Origin of the sequence: uncultured Leptotrichia sp. (assembly GCF_938036635.1) — a bacterium.
In the GTDB taxonomy this organism is placed as follows: domain Bacteria; phylum Fusobacteriota; class Fusobacteriia; order Fusobacteriales; family Leptotrichiaceae; genus Leptotrichia; species Leptotrichia hongkongensis.
In genome coordinates this window covers 1-3,035 of record NZ_CALHQO010000363.1, presented here as the reverse complement: position 1 = coordinate 3,035, position 3,035 = coordinate 1, and the positions used below count along the sequence as shown (strand labels likewise).

General features: G+C 31.0%; 5 protein-coding genes. All 5 read left to right on the top strand.

Annotated features, from left to right (window positions below; genetic code table 11):
* Nucleotides 1-16: 16 nt before the first annotated feature.
* Nucleotides 17-835 carry a type I restriction-modification system subunit M gene (locus tag Q0370_RS07280; RefSeq protein WP_299574017.1) on the top strand — a complete coding sequence of 273 codons (819 nt, stop codon included), beginning with the start codon at nt 17-19 and terminating at the stop codon, nt 833-835.
* Nucleotides 836-899: 64 nt separating this feature from the next.
* Nucleotides 900-1,169, top strand: coding sequence for a CD1845 family protein (locus Q0370_RS07275; protein WP_299574015.1), 270 nt, complete (start codon nt 900-902; stop codon nt 1,167-1,169).
* Between the two features lie 29 nt (nt 1,170-1,198).
* A complete protein-coding gene (locus Q0370_RS07270) occupies nt 1,199-1,660 on the top strand; it encodes a flavodoxin (protein WP_068157411.1) in 462 nt (153 codons plus the stop codon).
* A gap of 417 nt (nt 1,661-2,077) precedes the next feature.
* Entirely contained in the window at nt 2,078-2,527 is a 450-nt protein-coding gene (locus tag Q0370_RS07265) for a hypothetical protein (RefSeq protein WP_299574008.1), read from the top strand.
* The coding region (locus Q0370_RS07260) for a tetratricopeptide repeat protein (protein WP_367270871.1) at nt 2,528-3,035 on the top strand (508 nt) is incomplete at its 3' end.

Here is a 3,035-nt window from a genome sequence, read left to right as displayed (position 1 = left end):
AGGAGAGAAATAAAAAATGGATAATAAAAGGTCAAATGAGATGACGCAAAGAGCAGAACTGCATAGAAAAATATGGTCTATTGCTGATAATGTACGTGGAGCAGTAGATGGCTGGGACTTCAAGCAGTATATTTTAGGAATTTTATTCTACAGATTTATTTCTGAGAACATGGTGGAATTTTTTAATAAGGCAGAACATGAAGCTGGAGATTTAGAATTTAACTATGCAGATATTTCTGATGAAGAGGCAGAAGAAGATTTTAGACCTAATACAGTAGAAGATAAAGGTTTTTTTATTTTGCCAAGCCAATTATTTCAGAATGTTGTAAAAACAGCGAGAAATAATGAAAATTTAAATACTGATTTGGCTAATATTTTTAAATCTATTGAGGCAAGTGCTGTTGGTTTTGAATCGGAAAATGATATTAAAGGATTGTTTGAAGATGTCGATACAACCAGTAACCGTCTAGGTGGAACTGTAGCAGAGAAAAATACAAGATTAACAGATATTTTAATAGGAATTTCTGAAATTAATTTTGGAAGTTTTCAGCATAATGATATAGATGCTTTTGGAGATGCATACGAATACTTGATTTCAAATTATGCCAGTAATGCTGGAAAATCTGGAGGAGAATTCTTTACACCGCAGACAGTTTCTAAACTTTTGGCAAGACTTGTGATGGAAGGAAAAGAAAATATCAATAAAGTATATGACCCGACATGTGGGTCTCGTGTCATAATAATGACAGAGGCAAATAGTTCAGTAAAATCAAAAGTTTTGAAGCTTCTACCAAAGTTAAAAACTGAAGAAACTGATAGTTTATGTGTTGCTTAGAGCTATTATCCATTAAAATAATGGTTGTAAGCAGCACATAAGCCCAAGAGAAAAGAGGTAGTGTATGCGATGGATATTATTTCCGATTAGTCTTGTCTTATCAATTCTGACAGCTTTCCTGACATTCTTACTTGGTATTGGAACAGCATTACTTTATATCGTTATGGTGTTCTGTATATTTGGGGCGATAGCTTCTTTAATTCGAGGAGAAATTGGGATAGGTATATCGGGCTTGGTCATCGGTTTCCTATTTAGTCCCTATGGGCTTCCGATGATAGGAGCGACTGTGATAGCGTTTATTGAATTGATAAATGATAAGATTAAGGCGGTGTAGACAAATTTGAAGTTGTGGAGGTAATTATAATGAGTTTTTTGGTTGTATATTATTCATATTCAGGAATAACAAGAAGATTAGCGGAAGATATTGCGTTGATTACCGATGGAGATTTGAGAGAGCTGAAACCACAAAAGCCCTATTCATTCTCATATAATACTGCTGTAAAAGAAGCGAGAGAAGAAATTGAAAAAGGATACTGTCCACCTCTTATTCAAGGAGCGGAAACTATTGAAAATGCAGAGGTAATTTTTATTGGCTCTCCCAATTGGCTCAAAACTTTTGCCCCACCCGTGCTATCGTTTTTAAGAACGGTTGATTTAAGCGGAAAGACAATCATTCCGTTTTGCACGCATGGTGGAGGTGGTTTTGGGAGAATGATTGAAGATTATAAAAAGGAATGTAAAAATTCAATTATTAAAGATGGAATAGCGTTAAAAGGAGATTACAGTTTTGATGAACTAAAAACATGGTTAGATAGCAATTTATAAATTCTAATTTTTCGAGCTGAAAAAATTAAATACTGAAGATACAAGGCGATTAAGAAATAGAAATCTTAGTCGCTTTTTCTTATGCAAAAAAATTATACAGTTTTTATTTATTAATAGGAGAAGATGGGAGAATAAATTCGCTGGAAATTCTCAATATATTGAAAATGGCTAAATTTAAGCATAAAATATAAGTTCCTGAAAATATAATAGAAGGCGATATTTATTTTAAGAGGGAAGAATACAATGAAGCTGGTATAAAAGTTAAAGAATTAGATTTTTTGGAGATTGATATTTCCCAAAATATTATCGGATGTTATTTTACTGATAACAGGCTTAATATTTATTTTGGAGTAAAAATTTTCGAAAATATAGTAATCTTAATTAATAGGAATAATTATGCAGAAGGAATTTTGATTTATGGAAAATTTGAAATTGAAGATAGTAGATTTTACTGGAAAAAGTGAGAATGTGGTAAGCGAGCGGGATATGATTTTTTCTTTTAATAACGGAGAGATAAAAATATATTTGTCTTATGAAACAGGAGAACTGAAAAAAATAGAAACAGTTAGTGAAAATGAAAAAATTGAAAAAGAAATTGGAATGGAAGCAGTATTAAAATTTAAGGGGAATTCGGTTATTTTGGATTATGAATATGGATTGTATGAGTATGTGGAAATAGAAATTGAGGATAAGCTGGAAAAATATTGGGCTGATGGAAAAACAGTTTATTTAAAGGAAGGGAAGAAAATTTTTTTAGAAGTTGAAATTTGGGAAGGATATTTGCTATTTTTTGATGATGAATATAGGATGGCAGGATTTGGTATAAAAATCGGAAAGAATAAAAATTTTGAAAAGGCGGAATTATAAATGAATAAATATATTTTACTGATGTTGCTTTGTCTGTTAATAGGATGTAGAAATCAAGGAAATGATGTGTTAATAAAAGATATTGATGATGTTTCTTTTCATCAGGAAAATAAAAAAAATCCTGAAAAAGCTCAATTAATGGCAAGAATTGCCTATGAATTGAACAGAGAAAACTATAAAGAAGCGGAAAAGTATTTTTTAAAAGTGGCAAAATATGACAAAACTGCTTATGTTTCAATTGCAGATATGTATTATGAACATATTGATGAAAATGAAGGGAAAAAGAGGTATGAGATAGCTTTTGAAAAAGGAAATAAAAAGGCAGGTACAATTTTGGGGATGATTGCTGAGGATAATAATGATTATAAAAAGGCGGAAGAATGGTACAAAAAATCATTGGATAAAGAGAATGTATTAGGATATAAATCTTTTGCTACGTTTTTATATAAAACAAATAGAAAAAATGAGGTAATGGAAATGACAAGAGAAGAACAAGTTGCATTAGTTG

Coding starts and splice junctions, on each gene's coding strand:
- Q0370_RS07280 (WP_299574017.1), top strand. CDS start 17: ATGGATAATAAAAGGTCAAATGAGATGACGCAAAGAGCAGAACTGCAT.
- Q0370_RS07275 (WP_299574015.1), top strand. CDS start 900: ATGCGATGGATATTATTTCCGATTAGTCTTGTCTTATCAATTCTGACA.
- Q0370_RS07270 (WP_068157411.1), top strand. CDS start 1,199: ATGAGTTTTTTGGTTGTATATTATTCATATTCAGGAATAACAAGAAGA.
- Q0370_RS07265 (WP_299574008.1), top strand. CDS start 2,078: ATGGAAAATTTGAAATTGAAGATAGTAGATTTTACTGGAAAAAGTGAG.